This window comes from Moorena sp. SIO3I6 (genome assembly GCF_010672095.1).
Window position 1 is genome coordinate 1 of sequence record NZ_JAAHHU010001211.1, and the last position, 1,549, is coordinate 1,549.

At 43.3% G+C, this 1,549-nt stretch carries 2 protein-coding genes; one reads left to right on the forward strand and one right to left on the reverse strand.

Annotated features, from left to right (window positions below):
* Positions 1–431 (forward strand): DnaB-like helicase C-terminal domain-containing protein (locus tag F6K49_RS47780; protein ID WP_293109600.1); only part of this gene is annotated, 431 nt, incomplete at its 5' end.
* 515 nt (positions 432–946) lie between these two features.
* On the opposite strand, the gene F6K49_RS47785 is transcribed toward F6K49_RS47780, so the two are convergent.
* A complete protein-coding gene (locus tag F6K49_RS47785) occupies positions 947–1,426 on the reverse strand; it encodes an FKBP-type peptidyl-prolyl cis-trans isomerase (RefSeq protein WP_293109602.1) in 480 nt (159 codons plus the stop codon).
* Between the last annotated feature and the right edge of the window lie 123 nt (positions 1,427–1,549).

Here is a 1,549-nt window from a genome sequence, read left to right on the forward strand (position 1 = left end):
ATGCTCGTCGTCTTCAAGCAGCCCAAGGGAGCCCATTGGGGTTAATTTTAATCGATTACTTACAGTTAATGGAAGGCAGTGGTAGTGAAAATCGAGTTCAGGAGTTGTCTCGGATTACTCGCTCTCTGAAAGGATTAGCTCGGGAACTGAAAGTCCCAGTGGTTGCTCTGTCTCAGTTAAGTCGAGCTGTGGAATCTCGCACGAACAAACGACCCATGATGTCGGATTTGAGAGAATCGGGTTCTATCGAACAGGACTCGGATTTAATCATGATGCTCTATAGGGATTCTTATTATAACCCAGATTCACCAGATGGAGATACCGCAGAAGTCATTATTGTTAAAAATCGTAATGGTCCGACAGGAACGGTGAAACTTATCTTTAAACCTGGGTTAACCAAGTTCCTGAATATGGCAAATCAAAGAGTGTAACCTACCACAACTGAGGCGTAAGCATATGCGCTATGCGCACGCTGCGCGAACAGCTATCAGCCATCAGCCATCAGCTAATGCGCTAATTGAGGTGCTACTTGATGTGCTTATGGGCGATTAGGAAGCTACGGAACTTTTGAATCAAACAAGTAAGCAAAAGTTTAATCTGAGTTATGAAAAGCTGACTGCTGACCGCTGACGGCTGTTCGCGTAGCGTGCGCGTAGCGCATATGCTTACACTGAGGGTTATTTTGGAATTATTATAGGTCAAAAATTAACGTTATTTTATCTAACGTTATTTACAGGACATAGATTTAATCAAATACTATTTAATCGAATGATTGAGTTCTGCACTTTAGTTTTGTCCCCAGGTTTTATTAATCTTTTGTAACAAAAATGCGATGCTATTTCTAGTGTTATTATGTTAACTAAAACTCCCAATCAGCAAGAAGTCACTAACTGGGAGCAATTATTCAGTTCATCGCTGAATAAGTTAATCAATTGAATTTAATTTACTAGTTAATCTTCAACAATTCCACATCAAAAATCAACGTAGCATTAGGCGGAATCACCCCACCGGCACCACGGGCACCATAACCCAAGTCTGGGGGAATGATCAGCTGACGACGACCACCAACCTTCATAGAACTAACCCCTTCATCCCAGCCTTTAATAACCTGTCCTACACCGATTGTGAAGGAAAAAGGACGATTGCGATCGCGAGAACTATCGAACTTGCTGCCATCCTCCAGGGTACCAGTGTAGTGAACCACTACCGTCTGTCCCTTCTCAGGGGTTGCTCCCTCACCCTCAACTAGGTCAATGTACTTCAAGCCCGACGGTGTTGTAACCGCCTGATCCATATTGGTTTCACTTTCTGAACTAGAATCCATAGCTAGATCTTGTTTATCATTAACATCTGGGTTAGCACTGTTAGCTGTTGTAACTACTTGCGGCTGAGTGTTGGTAATTTCTCCAGCAGTGGTAGATTTTATTAGAGTCGAACTAGGGGTTCCCCCCTAGAACTCTCCTCCAGAACCGGACATGACTGTTCCCAATCATCCGGCTCCTCCTGGCAACATTGTTATTGCTCTCCTTTGTGGGGATATATTGTTCTC